This is a genomic window from Streptomyces sp. NBC_01237, assembly GCF_035917275.1.
GTDB lineage: Bacteria > Actinomycetota > Actinomycetes > Streptomycetales > Streptomycetaceae > Streptomyces.
In genome coordinates this window covers 7,012,233-7,033,679 of sequence record NZ_CP108508.1, presented here as the reverse complement: position 1 = coordinate 7,033,679, position 21,447 = coordinate 7,012,233, and the positions used below count along the sequence as shown (strand labels likewise).

At 69.9% G+C, this 21,447-nt stretch carries 14 protein-coding genes; 3 read left to right on the top strand and 11 right to left on the bottom strand.

Annotation, left to right across the window (positions count from 1 at the left end; all coding sequences use genetic code 11):
* Positions 1 to 8: 8 nt before the first annotated feature.
* The 3 genes from car to OG251_RS31285 all read right to left on the bottom strand — a co-directional run bounded on the left by car (position 9) and on the right by OG251_RS31285 (position 5,850).
* Positions 9 to 3,410 (bottom strand): carboxylic acid reductase, encoded by a 3,402-nt coding sequence (gene car / locus OG251_RS31295; protein WP_326680243.1) that lies wholly within the window; start codon positions 3,408 to 3,410, stop codon positions 9 to 11.
* Between the two features lie 184 nt (positions 3,411 to 3,594).
* Positions 3,595 to 4,791 (bottom strand): cytochrome P450, encoded by a 1,197-nt coding sequence (locus OG251_RS31290; protein ID WP_326680242.1) that lies wholly within the window; start codon positions 4,789 to 4,791, stop codon positions 3,595 to 3,597.
* Positions 4,792 to 5,064: 273 nt separating this feature from the next.
* Entirely contained in the window at positions 5,065 to 5,850 is a 786-nt protein-coding gene (locus OG251_RS31285) for an SDR family oxidoreductase (RefSeq protein ID WP_326680241.1), read from the bottom strand.
* Between the two features lie 384 nt (positions 5,851 to 6,234).
* Between OG251_RS31285 and OG251_RS31280 the strand changes: the two genes are divergently transcribed.
* On the top strand, positions 6,235 to 7,323 hold the full coding sequence (locus tag OG251_RS31280; RefSeq protein WP_326680240.1) for an NADH:flavin oxidoreductase: 1,089 nt from the start codon (positions 6,235 to 6,237) through the stop codon (positions 7,321 to 7,323).
* 199 nt (positions 7,324 to 7,522) lie between these two features.
* Here the strand turns inward: OG251_RS31280 and OG251_RS31275 are convergent, their stop codons facing one another.
* The 7 genes from OG251_RS31275 to OG251_RS31245 form a co-directional block, all read right to left on the bottom strand.
* Positions 7,523 to 9,349, bottom strand: a complete 1,827-nt coding sequence (locus OG251_RS31275; protein WP_326680239.1) for a condensation domain-containing protein — start codon at positions 9,347 to 9,349, stop codon at positions 7,523 to 7,525.
* Positions 9,350 to 9,411: 62 nt separating this feature from the next.
* Entirely contained in the window at positions 9,412 to 10,341 is a 930-nt protein-coding gene (locus tag OG251_RS31270) for a LysR family transcriptional regulator (protein ID WP_326680238.1), read from the bottom strand.
* Between the two features lie 832 nt (positions 10,342 to 11,173).
* The gene (locus OG251_RS31265; RefSeq protein WP_326680237.1) at positions 11,174 to 13,984 is read right to left on the bottom strand and encodes a hypothetical protein; all 2,811 of its coding nucleotides are present in this window, start codon (positions 13,982 to 13,984) and stop codon (positions 11,174 to 11,176) included.
* Between the two features lie 41 nt (positions 13,985 to 14,025).
* On the bottom strand, positions 14,026 to 15,138 hold the full coding sequence (locus OG251_RS31260) for an ATP-binding protein (RefSeq protein WP_326680236.1): 1,113 nt from the start codon (positions 15,136 to 15,138) through the stop codon (positions 14,026 to 14,028).
* Between the two features lie 101 nt (positions 15,139 to 15,239).
* Positions 15,240 to 16,715 carry a vWA domain-containing protein gene (locus tag OG251_RS31255; protein ID WP_326680235.1) on the bottom strand — a complete coding sequence of 492 codons (1,476 nt, stop codon included), beginning with the start codon at positions 16,713 to 16,715 and terminating at the stop codon, positions 15,240 to 15,242.
* The gene (locus OG251_RS31250) at positions 16,712 to 18,103 is read right to left on the bottom strand and encodes a hypothetical protein (protein WP_326680234.1); all 1,392 of its coding nucleotides are present in this window, start codon (positions 18,101 to 18,103) and stop codon (positions 16,712 to 16,714) included. Before OG251_RS31250 ends, OG251_RS31255 begins: the two co-directional genes overlap by 4 nt.
* Positions 18,103 to 18,606, bottom strand: coding sequence for a hypothetical protein (locus OG251_RS31245; RefSeq protein ID WP_326680233.1), 504 nt, complete (start codon positions 18,604 to 18,606; stop codon positions 18,103 to 18,105). Before OG251_RS31245 ends, OG251_RS31250 begins: the two co-directional genes overlap by 1 nt.
* Positions 18,607 to 18,850: 244 nt before the next feature.
* Here OG251_RS31245 and OG251_RS31240 point away from each other — a divergent pair, with 244 nt between their 5' ends.
* A complete protein-coding gene (locus OG251_RS31240) occupies positions 18,851 to 19,186 on the top strand; it encodes an NIPSNAP family protein (protein ID WP_326680232.1) in 336 nt (111 codons plus the stop codon).
* A 21-nt stretch (positions 19,187 to 19,207) separates the two neighbouring features.
* Here the strand turns inward: OG251_RS31240 and OG251_RS31235 are convergent, their stop codons facing one another.
* Positions 19,208 to 19,564: a VOC family protein gene (locus tag OG251_RS31235; RefSeq protein ID WP_442818438.1), complete on the bottom strand. Its 357-nt coding sequence runs from the start codon at positions 19,562 to 19,564 to the stop codon at positions 19,208 to 19,210.
* A 400-nt stretch (positions 19,565 to 19,964) separates the two neighbouring features.
* Between OG251_RS31235 and OG251_RS31230 the strand changes: the two genes are divergently transcribed.
* Complete coding sequence (locus tag OG251_RS31230; protein WP_326681475.1) at positions 19,965 to 21,368, top strand: glycoside hydrolase family 76 protein; 1,404 nt, start codon at positions 19,965 to 19,967, stop codon at positions 21,366 to 21,368.
* Positions 21,369 to 21,447: the final 79 nt, after the last annotated feature.

The following is a 21,447-nucleotide window of genomic DNA, read 5'->3' as shown; positions in this document are numbered from 1 at the left end:
GGCAGCCGTCAGAGCAGGCCGAGCCGGCGGAGGTCGGTGACGTACTTGCGGATGAGGGCCGGTGACACATGGGGGATGTCCTGGGCGGGACCGATCTTCGCGGCCCGCACGGCGGCGTGGAACCGTTCGGCGGGGATCACCGAGCCCGGGACGCCCTCCTCGGGCCGGGCCAGGGCGTCCAGCAGGGGCAGTAGCGAGTTCCGGCGCTGCTTCTCCGGCAGGGCGCGGATCGCGGCCGCGATGCGGGCGAGCCAGGTGTCGTAGTCGTCGATCCGCTGGATCGGGTGACCTGCCTCGGTGAGCCAGTCCACGAAGGTGTCCAGCGAGATGCCGTCGTCGTGCGGGTTCAGGACGTTGTAGGTCCGGTAGCCCTCGGTGGCCCGCGCGCCGAGCGAGGTGATGGCCTCGGCGGTGAAGTCGACCGGCAGGCCGTCGTAGTGCGCACGCGTCCCGGTCCGGTAGAACGAGCCCGGTGCGATGCCGGTGGCGACCAGGCTGAGCACCAGGCGGGTGAACATGTCGGGCACGTTCAGCTGCCCCTGGTAGGTGCTGTGCGCGAGGATCATGTCCGAGCGGAGGGTCACGACCGGCAGGCCGCACAGGTCGTGTGCCTCCCGGAGCAGGACCTCGCCGGCCCACTTGCTGGTCGCGTACCCGTTGGCGTAACTCCGGTCGATCCGCCGCACCGGGCTGGTGCCGCGGATGTCGGCGTCCTCGTCCAGAGCCCCGGCCGCGGCGCCGGACCGCACGGCGACGGTGGACACATAGGTGACGGGCTTGAGCCGCGTGGTGAGCGCCAGCCGGATCAGTTCGGCCGTGCCGACGACGTTGGGTCCGAACAACTGGTCGTAGGGCAGCACATGGTTGACCAGGGCAGCCGGGTGGACGATCAGGTCCACGGTGTCGGCCAGCGCGTTCCACGCGCCCCCGTCCAGGCCCAGGTGCGGTTCGCCGAGGTCGGCCGCGAGGACCTCCAGGGTCCCGTCGGCCAGCTCCCGGTAGCGCCGGAGCAGTTCGGCGTCGCCGTTGTCGAAGGCCCGCTCAAGCCGTTCCGCCGCGGCGGCCGCGTCGCTTCCGCGTACGACGCAGATCAGCTTGCCGCCCGCGGGCGCCAGCCGCTCCAGCCATTCCAGGCACAGGAACCGGCCGAGATAGCCGTTGGCTCCGGTCAGCAGGACGGTCCGTACGGCACCGTCGGGGCGGGGCAGCGTCGGAGCGGCGGCGAGCGTCGCGGGGTCGACGAACTTCTCCAGGGTGAGGTCACCGGCGCGGACCTCGGAGCTGTTCTCGCCGTGTACGGAGGCGAACGTCGGCCGGGTCGCCCCGGAGGCGCGCTCCGCCTCGATGTATCTCGCCACCTGGGCCAGGTCGTTGGCCGGGCTGATGACCACCCCGACCGGAACCTCGATGCGGAAGATCTCCTTCATGAGGTGGGAGAAGGACAGCGCGGACAGGGAATCCCCGCCCAGGTCGGTGAAGTGCGCGTCGGCGCGCAGGTCCGTGTCCGGGCAGCCCAGCAGTGCCTGGGCTCCCCGGCCGACCGTTTCCAGCACCGGCCGGTCCGGCCCGGACCGGCGCAGCTCGCGCAACTGCGTGACCTGGCCGTCGGCGAGTTCGGCGTACAACCGCTCAAGGGCCTCGCCGTAGCGCTCCTTGAGCCGGGGGCGCAGCAGTTTGTGGCTGTCGGCGAGCAGCCCGTTCCCGGCGCTGAAGGGTTCGGTCTCGATCAGGAAGTCGCGCGGGATCTCGTAGGAGTTGAGCTCGGCCTCCTTGGCGATCAGCTGGAGCGACTCGCTGAGCAGCGGCTTGAGCGACTCGATGTCCTCCCCGCCCCTGGCCAGCACGTCCGGGGTGGGCACCACCACCGCGAGGAGGTGGGCGCGCTCGCTGTTGCCGTACACGAAGATCTGCCGGACGAGGGGGCTGCCGAGAAGGGCGGTCTCCACGCGGGAGACGGCCACGAACTCGCCCTGGGACAGCTTCAGGACGTCCTTGGTGCGGTCGACGTAGGCCAGTCGGTCGGGTCCGAGCTCGGCCATGACGTCGCCGGTGCGGTAGTAGCCGTCCTCGTCGAAGACCGCGGCGGTGATCTCGGGCCGCTTGTAGTACCCGGGGATGATGGCACTTGTCTTGAGCAGCAGTTCCCCGCGCGGGTGCGGCAGGTCCGTGGAGAAGTAGCCCAGTTCCGGGACGTCGGCCAGTTTGTAGTCGATCACCGGCGGGCGCTGCACCACCGAGTCGAGCAGCAGGCCACCGGCTTCGGTGGAACCGAAACCGATGTGGAGGTGGACGTCCAGGCAGGACGCGACGAAGGCCGCGATCTCGGCGGACAGCGGTGCGGTCCCGACCAGTGCCTTGGTGACGCGCCCGCCCAGGAAGTTCTCCCGCAGGTCCGTCTTGACCGCTGTCTCCAGGTCACCCGGCTCGCCGGCCCGCCGGTCCAGTTCGCTCTGGTACTGCTGGAAGAGCATGTCGCACACGCGCGGAACCATGGTCAGTTCCGTGGGGCGGACCAGCGCGATGTCCTCGAACAGGGTGGACAGGTCGCTCCTGGCGGTGAAGTAGCCGACACCGCCCCGGGCGAGCGAGCCCATCAGCGCATAACAGCCGGCCAGGTGGCTCTGCGGCATGTAGTGGATGCAGACCACGGGCCCGTCCGCCGCCCCGTAGGTGAACCCGTACCACGCGGTGCCGACCAGCCGCTGTGTGTACATGGCCCCCTTGGGGGTCCCGGTACTGCCGGAGGTGTAGATGAGCATGGCCAGCGGATCGTCGCCCGGCTCGGCGGTGAACAGGGGAGGTTGTGGCAGCCCGGCTCCGTCCTCGGTCACGGCGGCCAGCGTGTCGATGACCACCTGACTGCCGGCTTCGGCCAGGCGACGCCGGGCGGACGCGAAGGCGTCGCGCTGGTCCTCGACGTCGGGGTGGTAGTCGAAGACGAGCAGGCGCTCGATCGCGGTTCCCTCGATCACGGCTTCGACAGCGGTGTCCAGGCGCTCGATGCTCGCGGCGAGGACGCGCGGCTCGGTCTCCGCGATGATCGGCCGCAGTTGGGACAGCGGCGCGCTGGGCTGCAGGGGCACGGACACGACGCCCAGGTGGATGCACGCCAGGCTGAGCGTCGCGTAGTCGATGCTGGTGAAGCCGAGGATGCAGATCCGGTCACCCGCGGCCAGCGGATAGTCCGGGTCGTGGTACCACTTGCCGGCGACCGCGCGGACGCGTGCCCACAGCTCGCGGAAGCTGACGGTGTCGAACCTCGGGAGCAGACGCGCCGTCGAGGGTTCCCGGGCGCGCTCGCCGAGGGCCGGCCGGTCCCCGTAGCCCTCCATGACGGTCGCCATGACCTCGGCGAGCCCCTTGTCCGGATCACGCACCGCCGCGGTGATCGCGTCCAGTGGTACGGCCATGAACAGCCCTCCGTAGCGTCCCAGTGATGTCGGCGCGCCACGCATATGGACGTCGCCGAGCCGATAGCAGATACATCGCATGTGCCGACCGAGTGTGAAGCCGTATGCCGTCGCTCACGGAGACCACGGTGTCGACGCGCGCCGCGTCGGCACCGTGGCCCGTGGAACTCCTGAGGGGGTCCCGCTACCAGGTGACCGGCAGCGCGGCCACCCCGCGGATGAGGCGTTCGGTCCGCCACGACATCTGGTCGACCGGCACCGCGAGGCGCAGGCCGGGCAGGCGGCGGATCAGGGTCTCCAGCACGATGCGCAGCTCCATCCTGGCCAACTGGGCGCCGAGGCAGTGGTGCACACCGTGCCCGAAGGTGAGGTGCGGAACGGCCCCCCGGTGGAAGTCGATCTCCTCGGGGTGGTCGAACACCTCGGGGTCCCGGTTGGCCAGTCCCAGCTCGGCGACCACCGCGTCGCCGGCGCGGACGATCTGCCCGCTCAGTTCCACGTCCTCGGTGGCGATGCGGGTGAAGCCCGCGGTCGCGCTGATCGGGATGATCCGGGAGAGTTCCTCCACCGCGTCCGGTATCAAGCCGGGATCGTCGACGAGGTCCTGCCAGAGGTGGGGGTTGGTCAGCAGCGTGTAGACGAAGTTGCCGAGCTGGTTGGCGGTGGCCTCCTGCCCGGCGGACAGCAGGCTGACCCCGAGGCTGACCAGGTCATCCTCGGCGAGCAGGTCCTTTTCCTCCCGTACGGTGACCAGCTCGCCGAGCAGGTCGTCGGTGGGGTCGGCGCGGCGGACGGCGATCAGACCGGCGAGGTATTCGTTGAGATGGCCCCGGGCCTGCGCGGACTGCGCCGGGTCGGACAGCATCAGCAGGCCGTCGACCCAGTCGTTGAACCGGTCGCGGTCGGCGACGGGTACACCGAGCAGTTCGCAGATCACCGTGATCGGCAGCGGCCAGGTCAGTGTCCTGGTGAGATCGGCGGACGGTCCTGCGGCGATCATGGTGTCGACCAGGCCGTCCACGATCTGCTGGGCGCGCGGGCGCAGCGCTTCGATACGGCGCACGGTGAACGCGTTGGCCACCCGGCGCCGCAGCCTGCTGTGCTCCGGCGGGTCCATGCTCAGCATGGAGGTGCTGGGCAGACCGACGGCCACCGTGCGGGGCACATGATCGCCCACGGCGGCGGCCCGGCTGAACCGGGGGTCGGCCAGTACCACCTTGACGTCCGCGTGCCGCGTGACCAGCCAGGCGTCGCCGCCGAAGGGCAGGCTCACGCGCAGTACCGGCTGCTCGGCACAGATCTCGGCCAGCTTCGGGTCCACGTCGAGTCGGTCGATCGGACCGAACGGGTAGGCCCGAACCCCTTCCCCTGTCGCGGTCATCGTGTCAGTCCTTCCAGTCCTGGCAAACGGATACCGATGAATGCGTGGTGATGGTCCAACGGTGTTCGTGGTTCTGGTGGTTCGTCCAAGGGCTGTCCCGTCATCCCTGGTGGATCGGCGCGCGGCGTCGGATGCGGTGCGTCGCAGGGCGGAGGGAGGTCCGCATACGGGTTGCATGCGGGCGTTCCGACAACGCCGCGAGGTGCCGTAGCCGCCGTCGCGCGCCCGCCAGGGATTTCGGGACAGTCCTCGGGGCGACCGCTTCGCCGCAGGTCACAGGGCGGCGATCCGCCCGCCGTCGATGACGAGGGTGCTGCCGGTGATCCACGAGGCGCGCGGGGAGACGAGGAAGCCGACCGCGTCGGCGATGTCCTGCGCCTGGCCGAGCCGGCCGAGCGGAATTTCATCGGCCCAATCGGCCGCATCCGCATCCGCGTCGCTGCCGAGATAATCAACAATCCTGTCGCGCGCCTCGTCCGCTCCCGGTGTCATCACATTCCCCAGGGAGAGCGCGACGACACGGATGCCTTGCGGCGCCAACTCGACCGCGAGGCCTTTGCTGTATGTCTCGAGTGCGGACTTGGCGGCAGCGTAATGCAGGATCATCGGGTAGGAGGAAATCGTGGCGATGGACGAGACATGTACGACGACCCCGCCCCCACTCGCACGCATGGAGGGAACGAGTGCGGAATTGATCCGGACGGCGGCGAGAAAATTGATGTCCATCGTGTACTGCCAGTCGTTCTCGATGTCCAGCGCGCTCTGGAAGGCGCGACACCCACCCGCGTTGTTGACGATGATGTCCACTCCGCCGAGCGTGTCCAGCGCGGCTTCCGCGAACGCGCGCACACCGTCGGGAGTACTGAGGTCGGCTTTCACGAACGTGGCTTCGGACGGGGTGTCTTCCGTGGCGTTACGGGCGGAGGTGACAACGCTGGCGCCGGCGTCGAGCAAGTTCTGCACGATGGCCGCACCGATCCCGCGGCTTCCGCCGGTGACCACGACCCGCTTGCCTTCCACATCTTCGGGAATCTGTGCGGCAAGGCGATTCTGACTCATTCCGAATTCCCCCCTTTCCTGTCCCAACAACCCTGTCCGCGACATTGACCGGCAAGAAGAAACAATTCTCGGTTGCGTTTCAGAATGGGAGTTCATTCCAGTCGATCATGGCGACGCGGAATCACTTGAACCACTATCAATGATCTCGCTGACATGGTCAAGCTGATTATGTCGATGCATTGGATCGCCTCATGCGATCCATGGCCGATCGACACCTCCGCCCCATCATTGGCGACTGGACGTGACGATCAGCAGGGCCGATAATCATGAACTACCGATGTGCGGCCACAACGTTTTCCGCAGAGCGGAAGGCGATTTGCCAGTTGGGGAAAATGGCGCACTCGGAATGTTTATGAAAGTTGTGCCGACAACTCGGGAGGAACAATGGCCAGCCTGGGCGAGCCGTTCACCGTGGGCGATCTCATGCTTCCCAACCGAATCGTGATGGCCCCGATGACCAGAATGCAGTCCCCCGGCGGCGTGCCGGGCCCGGACGTCGCGGAGTACTACGCCCGCCGGGCGGCCAACCAGGTCGGGCTGATCATCACCGAGGGCACCTACGTCAACCGCGCCGCCGCCGGTGCGTACGCGGACGTTCCCCACTTCTACGGTGAGGAGCCCCTCGCCGGCTGGGCGCACGTGGTGCGGCGGGTGCACCAGTCCGGCGGCAAGATCATTCCGCAGCTGTGGCACACCGGAGTGGTGCGCACCGTCGCCGAGCCGCCCGCCGAGGGGCCGTCCGGTCTCGGGCTGGACGGTGCCCCGACGGGGAGAGCCATGACCCAGAAGGACATCGACGACACGGTGGCCGCCTTCGCGGAGGCCGCCGCGGCCGCCGAGCGACTAGGGTTCGACGGCATCGAACTGCACGGTGCGCACGGCTACTTGATCGACGACTTCCTGTGGAGCGGTACCAATCGGCGTACGGACCGCTACGGCGGCGCCGCGGCCTCCCGCGCCCGCTTCGGCTCCGAGATCGTGCAGGCGATCCGTGCCGTCGTCAGTCCGGGATTCCCGGTCTTCTTCCGGCTCTCCCAGTGGAAGGTCGGCAGATACGAGGCCCGGACCGCGGAAAGTCCGGACGAGCTGGCGCAGTTGCTGACCCCGCTGGCCGAGGCCGGTGTCGACGCGTTCCACGCCTCCACACGCCGCTACTGGCAGCCCGAGTTCGACGGCAGCGGCCTCAACCTGGCCGGCTGGGTGCGCAAGCTCAGCGGCAAGGCCACCGTGACGGTCGGCTCGGTCGGCCTGAACCAGCAGTACGGCGAGGGCGACTTCACCCAGGGCTTCACCACGAAGGCGGGTGTGACCGGCATCGACGAGCTGGTGGCCCGTCTGGGGCGCGACGAGTTCGACCTCGTCGCGGTGGGCAGGACGCTGCTGGCCAACCCGGACTGGGCGGTGAAGACGCTGCGAGGCGAGCCGGCCCCGACCGCGCCCTACGACCCGGCCGTGCTCAAGACCCTGGTCTGACGGCCGCCCTCGTACGGACAGTGCCCGATACCGACGCCGGGTTCGTCATGATGACGGAGGACGAACCCGGCTCGGTGGCGCCGGCGGCTCATGGCCGAAGGCGCCTTCCAGGGAAACGCGGCAGCGACCGCGCTACTCCCCGAGGGCTGTCCCGTAATCCCCGGCGGGCGCTGATCCACCAGGGATTACGGGACAGCCCCTACTGCGCACCCAGCTCGTTCTCGATGACCGAATGCCACTCGCCGATCATGCGTTGCGCCGTGGCTTCGTCGAATACGTTCGCGTCGTATTTGAGAAACACCTTGTACCCTTCGCCCTCCCGATAGAACTCCATCGAAAGCACATACTCTCCGGCGTAGGGCAGGTCGTCGAACATCCGCAGGTCCAACTCGCCCCGGCCGGCCGGGGCATCGTTGGTGAGCAGGTCGGCGCCGTCGAAGTTCTGGAACAGGAAGTTGGTCAGCACCAGCGGTTCGTGCTCCGCTCCCAGCGCGCGGGTGATCTCCAGCAGTGGATAGGCGCCGTGCTCGATACCGGCGACCATCTTGCGCTGCATGGATCTGAGCAGCTCGGGAAAGGCGCCGGTGGCCTCGCAGCGGATGGGCAGGCAGTTCACGAACTGGCCGACCACGTCCTTGAACCGCTCCTCGTAGCGGGCGGCCGCGGTCAGGCCGAGGATCAGGTCGCTCTGTCCGGTCAGCCGGTGCAGGAACCGCGCGTGCGTCGCGAACAGCACGGTGGCGACGCTGACCCGGTGTTCCCTCGCCCTGTCGGCGAGTGCGGTGACCAGCGTCGGCGACAGCTTGATCATCGCCACGTCCACACGAGGCATGCGCTTCGGGTCGAACGGACGGTCGTACGGCAGCGCGGGCGCCGTACGCGGCCCTGCCAGCTCACGGACCCAGTAGTCCCGGTGCCGCTGCGCTCCTCGGCCGCCGAGCATCGCCTCCTCCCAGACGACGAAGTCGCCGTAGGTGGCCCGGCTCAGGCTTCCCCCGCCCCGGTAGGCGTCCTTGAGCGTGCGGATCAGGACCGCTGTCGACGTCCCGTCCATCAGGATGTGGTGCACGGTGATCATCAGAAGGCGACGCTGCCCGGCAAGGGAAACCAGGTGCGTCCGGACCAGCGGGCCGGTGGCCAGGTCGAACGGGACGTCGACCAGTGCCCGCAACTCGGCCAGTTGCCCGACGCGTGAGGTGGCCACGAGGTCGACCCGGTCGAACGACGGGCCCCGGGCCGGGTCGATGTCCATGTACGGCACGCCGTCCCGCTCGCCGAAGACCGCGCTCAGCACGGGGTGGATCTCCGTCTGGGCGCGGATGGCCCGCTCCAGGGCCGCCTCGTCCAGGCTGCCGTGGATCTCGAAGAGGATCGGGAGGTTGAAGGCGGTCGGCTCCGACCAGCGCTGCTGGTCCCGGTACATGGTCAGTTGACCGCGCGAGAGGTTCCACCGTTCGCCCTCCGTGCCCGTGAGCAGGCGGGGGCGCGGGCCGTCGACGGATGCGCTGTCACGGGGCGGGGCGACGGAGAGGGCGTCGCCGGACTCCTCGCGCGGGGCGTCGGTGAGCCGGAGGGCGAACGGGTACGTCGGCAGCGGCACGACCCGGCGTGGCGCGCCCCGGTGCAGGCGCTCCCAGTCCACCTCGACGCCCGACGCCCACAGTGCCGCGAGGCTGGACAGCCTCCCGGCGGCGATCCACCGCTGCACCAGCAGTTCCGGCAGCGCGCTGCCGCCGGTGATCTGCGCGAGCAGACCGCCGGAAGCCTCCACGGTGCCCCGGCGTCCCCGGCCCGTACGCAGGCTGGTCCGCAGTTCCGCGGTCGACGACACCACGACCGCGTACCGCTCGGTCATCGCCGTCCGTCCGGCCTGGAGCGTGAAGGCCAGGTCGGCGAGGTCGGTGTCGGGGTGACGGTCGAGGAACCCGGCCAGCCGGTCGACGGACGCCGTGAGCTGTTCGGGCGTGCTCGCGGAGAGGACGACGACCTGCTCGGCACCGCTCTTCGTACCGTAAGTGGGCTGCACGGGAGACTCCTCGACGGTCACATGGATTTCTTCTCGACGGTTACGCCGAAGGGTCTTCCGGTTCACACGAGGGAATGCACTTCGTGGCCGGTCGAGACCGTCGATCTCAGCACTTCGAAGAAGGCCCTGCCGCGGCTGCTCAGCGTCAGATCGGGCATCATGGCCACACCGAGGGACACGGAGGGAATGTCCCCGGCGATCTCGACCGCCCGCACCCTTCCGCCGCCCAACGTCATCGTGTGCGAAGCGCGTTGGTACATGAGAGCGAACCCGGAACCCTCGGCGACCAGCCCGCGCATCGTCTCCATGCTCGTGGTCGTCATCACCTGCGGCATGGAGACGCCGGCACGAGCGAACATCATCTCGAAATGCTGGAGTACGGCCGGAGCGTTCAGAGCGATCAGCGGACGGGCGGCCAATTCACTCAACCCGATGAAGCCTGCCCTGCCCATCGGATCGCTGTCGGCGACCAGGGCGTGCACGGGCAGATCGGCCAGCGGGTGAAACCTGGCGCCGACGGACAAGAAGTCATACGTCACCGCCAGTTCGCATCGGCCGTCCTGCAAGAACTCCAGGAGCCGGTCCGCGGATTCCTCGTAGACGTTCAACTGCAGTGCGACATGCCGCTCCTTGGTCGTGCGGTGGACCAGGGGCAGCAGAAAGGGGGCGATCGAGGAGAAGAATCCGACGTCGAGCCGGCCGGCGGTATCGCTCGCCAGGGCGTCACCCTGGGCCTTGAGGCTCAGGGCCTGCCCCAGCAACGCACGCGCCTCGCCCAGGAGGTGCCGACCGCTGGGAGTGAGGGTGACCCCGCGGGCGTGATGGCGAAGAAGCAGCTGCACACCGAGCTGGCGTTCCAGCCTCATCACCGCCGACGAAACCGTTGACTGTGACGCACACAGCTTCTCCGCGGCCTCCGATATGTTGCCGAGTTCAGCGGATACAACAAAATATCGCAGTTGCGTAAGACTGAAGCCCAGGCGATCGGTCACCGTGCACTTCCGAAGACCTTTTCCCGGGGTCCGGCCATTCGTCTGTCAGACGCGGCGGAGCTGTTGTCCGAATACGGGTCGATGGCGTCCCGACCGGCAGGAACGGTATCGGTCACCGCGACCAGCTCTCGCATCGGGCGCACCGGACATGCCCCGGCCCCGGAAACATTACAGGCGCGCGAACAATGGGCATATGGACGATGGCCATGATGACAACTCTCCTCAGCCCCGGTCGGCGACGAGCAGAAAGTCGGGAACCCCTCCACCTTAGAGTGATCGCGTTTTTGGACGTGCCCCACTATTTGGACAATCGTCAGGTGGCCAAAGGGATTCGTCGGCGAGGACGGACGGGGCGCCGCCGGGTGGCTGTCGTGGAAGCGTCGGGAAGACCATTTCCATGGGCCGCTGCGTGGGAGAAGAACGGGCTCACCACTGGCGTTGTCAGCGCTACGCACCACACCTCGGTGCTTCACCGGGCATCCGTTCAGGTGTCGGAAGTACGGTCGGCCGGACCACCGTCGGTGTCATTCCGGCCAGCGGCGCCGCGCGCCGACGGTGGGCCGGGTGTCCGGTAACCGCCCGGAGCGCCCTCGGTACTCCCCGAGGCGCCACGTCGGGCGCCGGGCATCAGGTGGCGCCCCGGATACTCCGGGGCGCCACCGAGCGTGGGTACGGCGTGCGGGGCTGCCCGCCCCCTCGGGACCGGGCGTTGAACGCCAGGACCTCAGGGTGCCCGGTGTCGGGGGCCTCAGGTGCCCGGTTTCGGGGCTTCAGGTGCCCGGTGTCGGGGCTCAGGCGTCGATCGGGCAGTCTTCAATCGGGGTTACAGGCGTCAGGCGTGCGTCAGCAGTGCCTCCAGTGCCGCCGCCGTGTCCGGGTGGCGGCCCGCGAGGACCGCGCCGTCCGACGACGGGCCGGGGGCCGAGGTGTCCCACGTTCCGTCGCAGCCGAGCAGTTCCGCCACGCTGTCGCAGGTCGCGGGGTGGGCGGCGAGCAGCACGGCGCGGCTGCCCCCGGCGGGCGCCTGTGGCGGTGCTGCCGCGTCCGGCAGGGCCTGCCACGGCGGCACCCATGCGTCCAGTGCCGCGAGCCGGCCCGGAAAGACCCGTCCGGCCTCACGGATCAGCAGCGGGGCGAGCTCGGACCCGTCCGCACGCAGCGTGCCGATCAGGGTCGGCAGCCAGGGCAGCAGCACCGGGTCCGGCAGCCGTGCGAACGCGTTCGACACCGCCTCCACGACGAAGTCGGCCAGCTGCGGCACCGGGTCCAGCGCGTGCAGGAATCCGCTGAGGTAGCGCGGATAGACCTGCACCACCAAGGGGTCGGCCAGCAATGCGTCACACCGTGCGCGCAGTTCCGTACGGGAGAGCTGCCCGAGCTGCACCTGCGCCGCCCACAGCAGCGCCACCTTCGGCGGTTCCTGCGGATGCGACTGTGCGAAGGCCAGCTCCAGCTGGGTACGGTCGCAGCCGAGCGACAGCGCCAGGCTCTCCATGCTGAACAGGAAGCCCAGCATCGCGGCGACCTGCCGGGCGGTCGCCTCCTCGTCGGTGAACGCGGTCGGCAACAGGGTGCAGTAGTGCGCGTACCCCGTTTTGGCGAACGACTCGATCCATGAGGGAAGCACCGGACGGCTGATCCGGTAGTACGCCAGCAGCCTGCGCACCCGGCGCAGCACCTCCGGCGCCCCGTCGACGCTGCGTTCGGTGGCCAGCACCTCCAGGGCACGGGTGCCCAGCTCATCGGCGAGACGGCCGCCGCGCAGATGGAGCACCGCGTCCTCGACGGCCTCAAGGACGGTGGCGGTGGTCGCGTTCGGGGCGTAGGCGGTGCGCCGGAGGCGCTGCTCCAGGACCTGCTCGATGCTGACGCCTTCGTACCCGAGCTCGATGAGCGCCCGTTGGTGCGTGCCCAGCGCCAGGTCCCAGGACTCCTGGATCGAGCGCTTGCCGAGGTCCCGCTCCCCCATGATCGGCCGGGCGGCGCCGTCCGGCATGAGGCGGCGCAGCATCCAGAGCACGTCGGAGCAGTGCTCCAGTTCCGGCCGGGCGGACATGTCCAGCAACGCCCGCCGCACACCGCGCTGCTGGAGCTTCAGATTCAGCGGCTCCAGCCGGTCGTGCACGTCGCGGGCCAGCGGCGGCAGGGAGTCGTAGCCGACCTGGCCGACCCGGTCGCCGCCCATCAGGATCTCCACCAGGCGGCGCACGTCGCGCCGGCCGGGCACGGTCTCCTTCTCGATGCAGGTGATCGCCGCGTCCTGGAAGTCGTACGGCGTGGGCCTGGCCCGGTCCCGCATCCCGGCCAGCAGGATCGACGTCTCGAACACGGCGATCGCGTCGGCGGTGGAGGCGAGATAGCCGTTGCGGCGCGCGGAGCGCACGATCTCGACCGACCAGCCGAGCAGTTCGGCCTCGTCCAGCCGGTCGAGTGCGGGTGGGCGTCGCAGGAAACCGGAGAGCTTGTCCGTGGAGATGTCCGGCGCCGCGCCGGGGACGGCCGGAGCGGCCGCCTTCCGAGGCTTCGCCGGCTTCTTGGTGCCCGCCTGTCCCGCCAGCCGGAACGGCTTCACCCCGGTGCGCTTGAGGTTCATCGCCCACTGGGTGGCGGCGATCGACACGGAGCCTGCGGCGAGGCCGAACTGGGCCTCGATCGCCGCGTGGCTGGACGGGATCAGACCGTGCTGCCAGGTGGTGGCGCTGGGCGGGCTGATCTCGAAGCCGCCGGTGCCGTGGACGCCGAACTCCGCCACGCGGCTGGAGGCGTGGAACGCGCCGCAGACGTAGAGGCAGTCCGCGGGGTCGGTGCCGGACGCGGCGAGGTGTTCGCGCATCCGGGTCCACATGTAGCGCTCCCGGTCCTCGTCCACGCGGACCCGTTCGGGGTCCCCGGGCGCCAGACGCCGGAAGAGGCTGCCGATCAGCAGCATGACCTGTCGGTAGGTGTCGTGGTCGCTGTCCCCGAGCGGCAGCTCGACGTACTGGTGCCACCACTCCGACCAGTGCCGCACCCTGCCGCGGTGCAGCAGGTGCGTCTCCAGTTCGGCGAATCGGGGCCGCAGGTCGCCGATCTCCACGCCGACCGCGTCGCCGTGGAGCGCCGCCTCCTCCTCGGCGGGCGGCGCGTCCGGGTCGGCGGGCCGGGCGGACCGCGTCCCGCGCGTCTGCCACTGGAACACATGGTCCGAGGAACGGTCGACGAGGACCAGCTCGACGCCCGGTGTGTCCAGCGCGTAGGCGATCGCCTGGTACTCGGCCGACGCCTCGGTGATCGGTGCGACGACGGACAGCGGGGCCCATTCGGCCGGGAAGCCGTCGATCTCGCTGGCGAACGCCTGTACCGCCACCGGGAGTCTGCAGTTGCGCAGCTCGGACAGGAGCGGCGCCATGTCCTCGCAGAGCTCCAGGTAGACGACCTTGGGCCGCTTCTCCCGCAGCCGCCTGGCCATCGCCGTCGCGGATGCCGGCGAGTGGTGGCAGACGGGGAAGATCTCCAGCGGTTCGCGCACCGCCCGGTCGACGTCGTCGACCAGGCCGAGGAGGATGCCCTCCAGCGCGTCGGGGCCGTCGGCGAACTCCGCGGCGGCTTCCTGGAGCTGCGACCGCAACGCCTCGAAAGTCGCCCCCTCGCTCACAGGACTCACGGGGCTCACGGGGCTCACGGGGCTCACGGGGCTCACGGGGCTCACGACAGGGTGGCGATCGCGTCGCGGCCGCCTTCGAGGAACTCCGGCCAGGAGCCGCCCTCCGCCTTGCTGCGCGGTTCGACGACGCCGTGCAGGTACTTGTTGAGGATGGCCAGGTCCTCGGGTTCGCGCCGCGCCAGCGAGCCGACGAGCGACGCGGCGAGGGTGCGGGCCGTCAGCTCGCGCTCACCGAAGAAGTTGCTGTGCAGGATCGCGTCCTCCAGCACACCGATCTGCTCGGCGCTCGACAACGCGGACTCCAGCTTCTCGTCGTCGCTGCCGGCCGCGGCGGCCGAGGCCCGCAGATCGGCGAAGCTCTGCAACAGCACGTCGAGCAGGGTCGGCGGCACGTCCAGTTCGATCTCGTGCCGGCGCAGCAGCTCCTCGGTGCGGAAGCGGACGATCTCCGCCTCGCTCTTCTTGTTCGTCACCACCGGGATGCGGACGAAGTTGAAGCGTCGCTTGAGCGCGGAGGAGAGGTCGTTGACACCCCGGTCGCGGCTGTTGGCCGTGGCGATGACGGAGAAGCCGGGCTTGGCGAAGACGATGTTGTCGCTGTCCATCTCCGGGACCGAGATGTACTTCTCCGACAGGATCGAGATCAGCGCGTCCTGGACGTCGCTGGTGGAACGGGTCAGTTCCTCGAAGCGGCCGATCGCGCCGGACTCCATGGCGGTCATGATCGGCGACGGGATCATCGACTCCCGCGACTGGCCCTTGGCGATCACCATGGACACGTTCCACGAGTACTTGATGTGGTCCTCCGTGGTGCCCGCCGTGCCCTGCACGACGAGGGTGGAGTCGCGGCAGATCGCGGCCGCCAGCAGCTCGGCCAGCCAGCTCTTGCCGGTTCCCGGGTCACCTATGAGCAGCAGACCGCGATCGGAGGCCAGGGTGACGATGGCCCGCTCGACGAGGCTGCGGTCGCCGTACCACTTCTGGGGAATCTCCCGGTCGAGGCCGTCGGAGCGCTCGGAACCCAGGATGAACAGACGGACCATCTTGGGCGACAGACGCCAGGAGAAGGGCTTCGGGCCGTCGTCAAGGGACTCCAGCCACTGCAGCTCCTCGGCGTACTTGATCTCGGCGGGGGCGCGCAACAGGTCGGACATGTCTGGGCCTTTCGAGGTTCTTCGGTCTGAGTTCGGGTTGCTGGGCTCCGAGTTCGGAGCGCCGGGTGAGCGGGTACGTACGCTCGTGAGGTGCGGACGCCCTACGTGAGAAACGTCTTGAGTTCGTGGACGAGCTTGCGGATGTGGCCGGAGAGCACCGGCGTCCCCTGGTCCTTGAAGCGCTCCCGGAACCACGGGTTGACGCTGGCGCGGCCCGAGCTGGTCACCGAGCCGACGGGGATGAACTTGGCGCCCGAGCGGTGGATGGCGGCCATGCTTTCGAACAGCGGCTCGGTCTGCCACTCGTAGAAGTCGGAGATCCACACCACGACGGTGTTGCGTGGTTCGGCGATCTTCGGCTGGGCCAGCGCCATGGCGACCGTGCCGTCGGTCCCGCCCCCGAGGTTGGTGCGCAGCAGCGTCTCGAAGGGGTCGTGCACCCATGGTGTGAGGTCGAGCGCCTGGGTGTCGTAGGCGATCAGGTGGACGTCCACCTTGGGCAGACCGGCGAAGATCGAGGCCAGGATGGTGCAGTTGACCATCGAGTCGACCATGGAGCCCGACTGGTCGACCACGACGATCAGCCGCTGGGGCGTCGTCCTGCGTACGGTGTGACGGTAGAAGAGACGGTCGACGTAGAGCCGTTCCTCCTCGGGGTCCCAGTTGGTGAGGTTCTTCCAGATCGTGCGGTCGAGGTCCAGATTGCGGAACACCCGCTTGGGCGGGACCGACCGGTCCAGGGCTCCGACCGTGGCCTTCTCCACCTGCGTGCGCAGCACCTCCGCGACCTCGTCGACGAAGCGCCGGATCAGGGCCTTGGCATTGGTCAGTGCCACACCGGACAGGTTGTCCTTGTCGCGCAGCAGCTGCTCGATCAGCGACATGCTCGGGGTCAGCCGAGCGGCGAGCCGGGGGTCTGCCAGCACCTCCCGCAGCCGCATCCGCTTGACGAGGTCGGCTTCGATGGAGCCCAGCTCCGGGCCGATCTCCGGGATCAGCCGGCTCAGGTCGGGCGTCGTGCCGCGTCCGCCGGAACCGGTCGGGGAGACGCCCGGACCCGACGCCCCTGCGGCCCGGCCGCCGCGCAGTTCGCCGGGCCTGCAACCGAGGGCGCGCTCCAGCCAGCCCGCGTCGGACTGCCAGCGGGACAGCTGTCCGGCGGTCACGGTGCCCGTACGCGGCTGGTAGACGTTGAGCAGCACCTTCGAGACGAGCGCGGCACGCCGCACCTCGGCGGCTCGGTCCCGTCCGTCTCCGCCGCTGACGCCGTCGCCGTCGTCGTCACCGCCGTCGGTCCCGGCCTCAGCGGTCTCAGCGGTCCCGGCTCCGTCGTCGGATCCGGGCACCATCAGGCCGTCGAACTCGGCGGTCAGCTCCGGGTGGCGCTGTACGACCGAATCGATGGATGCCTGCGGATCCAGCAGAGCGGGCGGCAGTCCGATGTCCTCGATGACGGCGAGGCTCGCCGACTCCAGCGTCGCCTGCTCCTCCGGGTCGAAGAGCCGGGCGAGCAGACGCCAGTACATGACCTGACGGCGATTGTCCTGGGAGGTCTCCCCAGGGATCCGGTCGGTCATTTCCGCAACAGCCTTCCGGCGCGCTCGCGCAGCACCGCCGCGGCATCGGTGGCGGCCTTCTCCGCCTTGACCCCGGCCTTGTCCGCCGTACCCCCGGCCCAGGCCCCGGCGTGGAGCGCGGCAGCCTTCTTCCGTACGGTGCTCTCGACGGCGAGCGGCTGGACACTGAACGTGCCCGCGTCCCAGCGGAGCAGGCCGATGCACGCGTTCGACTTGGCTACGGCTTCCGGGGTCAGCGGTCCGGCGGTCGGAACCCGGTCGCCGTCGACGGACAGGTCGTGCCCGGCGAGCGTGAACGTCAGAGTGCCGTCGTCATCCTCCCGGGCGGTGTAGCCCTCCAGGAAGACGGGTTCGGCGATGCGCGCCGGGTGCCGGTCCAGGGGCGCGGTCGGCGAAGCGGTCGCGGTGGACAGGGCCACACGGGCGGTGGCGAAGGCGTCGGCGGGCTCCCCCGGGCGGGCGTGCTCGTCGCTCCAGATCAGGTCGCCCTCCGCGGTGACCGGCATGCCGGTCAGGTCCATCGAGCGGCCCTCGCCGACGGCGGCCAGGAGTGACATGCGCGGGCGCAGCAGCTGCCAGAGACCGGCTCCGACCACCGTGTCCGGCTTCGGCACCGACACGCTCGCACGTACCAGGCGGGGTGCGGAACCGTCCGCCGGCTCGAACACCGCGTACACCTGGGCCTGCACCGCGGTCGGATGTTCCTGTGTGTCGACGCCGAGGGGCAGGAGGCGGCCGGTGGCCACACCCGTCGTGGGCACGCCGGCCGCGCCGGGCAGCGTCAGCAGCATGCCGCGCGACCACAGGTCGGCCCAGCGGCGTACGGGAATCCGTTCGAGGGACGCGCCGGGGCAGGACGCGGCCAGCTCGGCGGCGAAGCCGTCGAGGAGCGTCGCCGGCCGGCGCAGGGCCGCGTCCGGAAGCATCGCGGAGACGATCTCCGCCGAACCGGCGACCAGGTCGTGGTCGATGCCCCGCCATCCGCAGCGCGCCAGTTCGGACAGCCACGCCCTTGCGGCGGTGAGCAGGTTCGCCGCCTGTTGTCCTTCGGGGGCCCGGACGTCCTCGTCCGTGCGGACCCGGCCGGTCGCCTCGTCGACGCGGCACATCAGCGCGTCGTGGACGGAGCCGAGCAGTGCCGTACGGACGGCGGCGAGGGCGACGAAGTGGTCCTCGCCCGCCGCTCCGGCCATGGCCTTCCCGGCCGCTTCGGCGACCCTGGCGGCCAGCGGGGTCCCGGCGACGGCACGGGCGAGCGCGGTCGGGCCGGCCTCCCCGCCGGACTGCGGGCGGAGCAGCCCGGCGACAAGGGCCCGGTCGAAGGCGTCGACGGCCTCCATGGCCTCGTCCAGCCCGTCAACGGTCCCGGTCAGCAGGTCGGTACGCATCACGCCACCGCCCTGGTCGGGGGGAACCACTGCATCTCGGGCAACGGCGCGGTGTCCGGCGCGAGCTCCAGGTAGGCCAGGTGCCGCAGGAACCGGCTGAAGACGGCGGCGGACGCGCCGGAATCCCCCATCGGCGGACGAGCGGCGCTCATGCCCGCCGTGATGACGGGTCCGCTCAGCTCCTCGTCGGCGGTCTCCACCTTGAGGTAGCGGGCGACGCGTGCGGCCCCGTACTGGAGCACCGCCTCGTTGAGCATGGCCCGGATGTGGTTGCAGAACGCGCCCCGCGCCCCACCGCAGGGCCGGTTGTTGTTGGTGCTGCAGGCGAACGCGTAGGTCCCGGCGGCGACCGACGAGACGTAGACCCGTCCGATGTCCGAGCCGCTGGACACCACACCCTGCACCCGTCCGTCGGCCAGTTCGACGAACGGGACCTTGGCGAGCTTGCGCGGCCGTGCGGGTGGTATCACCCGTGCCGTGCTCGACCTCTCCCAATCAGACAACGCGCCATCTCCTCATACGCCAAAGGGGGTTCCGCGCCAGAACGGCGGGACACGGAGCAACCTACGTGCGACCACTGACAACGCCCGTTCCCCGCCTCCACGGCCGCACCGGGAGAGCCTTCGCCCGGTGCGGAACGAGCAGGGGACGGGCAGGGGACGGGCAGGGATCGGACAAGGGAAGGGCAAGGGCGCCGGGGGCCGGGTCGGAGCCGGGCATGAAGGAGCCGGGCGGCATCATGGGGGCATGATCACCATTCATCTCAGGTACGAGATCGACGCCGACAGGCTTGAGGACTTCGAGGAGTACGGTCGCCGCTGGGTGGGGCTCGTCAACCGCCTCGGCGGGACGCACCACGGCTACTTCCTGCCGAGCGAGGGCGACAGCGACATCGCCTACGCCCTCTTCTCCTTTCCCAGCCTCGCCAGGTACGAGAAGTACCGCGAGGACAGCATGTCCGACCCCGAGTGCCAGGAGGCTTTCGAACTGGCGCGCAGAACCCGCTGCATCAAGCGGTACGAGCGCCGCTTCCTCCGGCCGCTCGACGGCTCGCCCCCGGCCGCGGGCGCCGACGCGAACTGACCGTGCCGAGCGGCCCCGACGTCACTTCGCCGTCACACAGAAGGGGTGCCCGGCCGGGTCGGTGAAGACCCGCCACCGGTCGGCGTCCGGCTGGTGCTCGGGTTTTCCCGCGCCCAACTCCAGCAGTACGGACTCGGCTTCGTCCAGGTCATCGACCGCGAAGTCGAAGTGGAACTGTTGCGGAGCGTCCTGGCCGGGCCGCTGCGGAGGCCGGTAGCCGTCCACCCGTTGGAAGCCGATGAAGAGGCCGTCCTCGCGCGTGAGACCGGCGAAGTCCTCGTGGGAATCGGGGTGCAGCCCGAACCCGGTGGCCTGCCGGTAGAACGCGGCCAGTGCCGGGGGGTCGGGGCAGTCGAGGGTGATCGCGGTCAGTTTCATCTGCATGCCGCGATTCTCCCCTCCCCGTCCGACAGCACGCCGCCGACGACCATGACCGCCGCCGATCCGCACCACGGGTGCACCCCCCTGGGCCCGCGGACCCGACGCGGGCCCGACCCGGGTCTCACCGGGCCTCGCCCCGTGCTCGATGAGGGCCCGACGAGGCCCGATCCGGACTCGTACGCGAGAGACGTCATTGACATGGACAGGCCGAGGCCGGTTCTCTTGCGGCGAGACGCACGCTCCCTTGAGAACGCTGGAGGACCCCGCCGTGCTCCCCACGCGCACGTCATACGTCGGCAGAGCGGCCCTGACGGTCTCGCTGCTCACCCTGCTGACCACGGGCATCCCGCCCGCCACGGCCCAGGCCGCACCCCGGGAGACATCTTGGGCCGTCCGCCTGGAGACGGCCCGGGACGCGGACCGGCCGGCCGCCCGGGAGGCCGGCCAGGTGTGCAACACGTACTGCGACACCCGCGACCCCCGCCTCGCCGCGGGAGACCGCACCCCGGTCACCGCCTCCCTCCATGGCCGCACCCTCGCGCTCCATCTCTCCGACAACGATGTCATGGGGTGGGGTTCCGTGGAGAACGCCGTTCCTGGCGACCAGGTCTGGCTGGACCGGTCCTTCGACGGCGGCCGGTCGTGGGCCTCCGGGAGCAGGCTCGGTGCGACCGCCGTCCCGCAAGGGGCGGCCGGGTGGCGCACCTTGATGTACAACGTGGACCAGTGGGACACCGGCGGGATCGGCGCGCTGCGGGCCTGCGGCAAGGCCGGCGACCGGGCCGGGATCGCCTGCACCGGCTGGGCCAGGACCGACTGGAACGCATGGAGCGCGAGCACGGCGGCGGCGACCGCGCTGATGATGGGGTACGACCGCGACTCCGGGAAGTTCGCCGGCTGGTGGACATCGGCGACCTCCCTCACCTCCCTGATCGACAACATCCGTATCAGCGGCATGCCGAGCTACCGCTACGCGATCTCGGAGACGTACGGGAAGCTGATCGACGAGGAGGACGGCGACTTCACCAACTCCTATCTGGACGACACCGGTTGGTGGGGTCTGGCCTGGGTGGCGGCGTACGACCTGACGGGCGACGCGCGGTATCTGCGGACCGCCCGCACGGACGCCGACCACATGCACGACTACTGGACCTCCACGTGCGGCGGCGGGGTGCAGTGGGCCACCGACAAGCCCTACAAGAACGCCGTCACCAACGAGCTCTACCTCCAGCTCAACGCCGCCCTGCACAACCGGATCGACGGGGACAGCACGTATCTCCGGCGGGCCGAGGACGAGTGGGCCTGGTTCCGGAGGAGCGGCATGATCAACTCGGGCGGAACCGTCAACGACGGCCTCGACTCCGCCTGCGCGAACAACGGCGACACCACCTGGACCTACAACCAGGGAGTGATCCTGGCCGGTCTCGCGGAACTGCACCGCGCGACGGGTGACGACGCGCTGCTGGACAGTGCCCGCGCCCTGGCCGGCTCCTCCACCTCGTCGGGCCATCTCAACCCCGGCGGGACCCTGCACGAGCCGTACGAGCCCGACGGCACCGGGTGCACGTCCGACGGCGACTCCTTCAAGGGCGCCTACGCCCGTGGGCTCGGCATCCTCAACACCTATCTGCCGGACCACCCCTACAGCGCCTACCTCGACCGTCAGGCCGCCACCCTCCGGGCGAGGAACAGTAACCCGCTCGCCCAGTACGGCCCGCACTGGGCCGGTCCCTTCACCCTGACCGGCAACGGCTGTCAGCACAGCGCCCTGGACCTGCTCAACGCCGCCCAGGAGAGCTGAAGCCGGCCCTCCACCGCCGCCCCTGTGCGTACGCGCACGACGCGGCGGGCCCACGGCATCCACCCGTTCGACCACCCCA

Excerpts from the sequence above, each read along its gene's own strand:
- car (WP_326680243.1), bottom strand. The coding sequence starts at position 3,410 with ATGGCCGTACCACTGGACGCGATCACCGCGGCGGTGCGTGATCCGGAC.
- OG251_RS31290 (WP_326680242.1), bottom strand. The coding sequence starts at position 4,791 with ATGACCGCGACAGGGGAAGGGGTTCGGGCCTACCCGTTCGGTCCGATC.
- OG251_RS31285 (WP_326680241.1), bottom strand. The coding sequence starts at position 5,850 with ATGAGTCAGAATCGCCTTGCCGCACAGATTCCCGAAGATGTGGAAGGC.
- OG251_RS31280 (WP_326680240.1), top strand. The coding sequence starts at position 6,235 with ATGGCCAGCCTGGGCGAGCCGTTCACCGTGGGCGATCTCATGCTTCCC.
- OG251_RS31260 (WP_326680236.1), bottom strand. The coding sequence starts at position 15,138 with ATGTCCGACCTGTTGCGCGCCCCCGCCGAGATCAAGTACGCCGAGGAG.
- OG251_RS31255 (WP_326680235.1), bottom strand. The coding sequence starts at position 16,715 with ATGACCGACCGGATCCCTGGGGAGACCTCCCAGGACAATCGCCGTCAG.
- OG251_RS31250 (WP_326680234.1), bottom strand. The coding sequence starts at position 18,103 with ATGCGTACCGACCTGCTGACCGGGACCGTTGACGGGCTGGACGAGGCC.
- OG251_RS31240 (WP_326680232.1), top strand. The coding sequence starts at position 18,851 with ATGATCACCATTCATCTCAGGTACGAGATCGACGCCGACAGGCTTGAG.
- OG251_RS31235 (WP_442818438.1), bottom strand. The coding sequence starts at position 19,564 with ATGAAACTGACCGCGATCACCCTCGACTGCCCCGACCCCCCGGCACTG.